1 pseudogene is annotated in these 351 nt (G+C 80.1%); it reads left to right on the top strand.

The features are described 5' to 3' along the window. Window positions 1-351: pseudogene (locus AB0D44_RS13525) on the top strand (hypothetical protein); the annotation flags it as partial.

Below are 351 nucleotides of genomic sequence, written 5' to 3'. Positions count from 1 at the left end.
GGGGCGGACGATGCGTCCGTACCGCTGCCCGCGACCGTGTTCGCACCGCCGCTGTCCGGGTCGGACCTGGACGAGGCGCCGCCGTCCGCGGTGGCTCCGGAGGCCAAGACCACCCTGATGCCGGGCGGCAGCCGGCTGCCGCGGACCGCCGTCGTGCCGGCCCTGGCTCCGGAGGCGGGCTCCATCGCCGACGCGCCGACCAGCAGGGCCCAGGTCTCCCGTCCGGCCGAGCCCGCGCCCGGTGCGGGCCGGCCGTCGATCCCGCCGGCGCAGCCGGCGCCTCCCGGTCCGCCCGGGACTCCGGGTGGGGGCGTGCAGCCTCCCGGTCCGCCTGGTGCTCCGGGTTCGCTG

It is taken from the genome of Streptomyces sp. NPDC048349 (assembly GCF_040651925.1).
In the GTDB taxonomy this organism is placed as follows: Bacteria; Actinomycetota; Actinomycetes; order Streptomycetales; family Streptomycetaceae; genus Streptomyces.
This window is presented reverse-complemented; position numbering and strand designations above follow the sequence as displayed.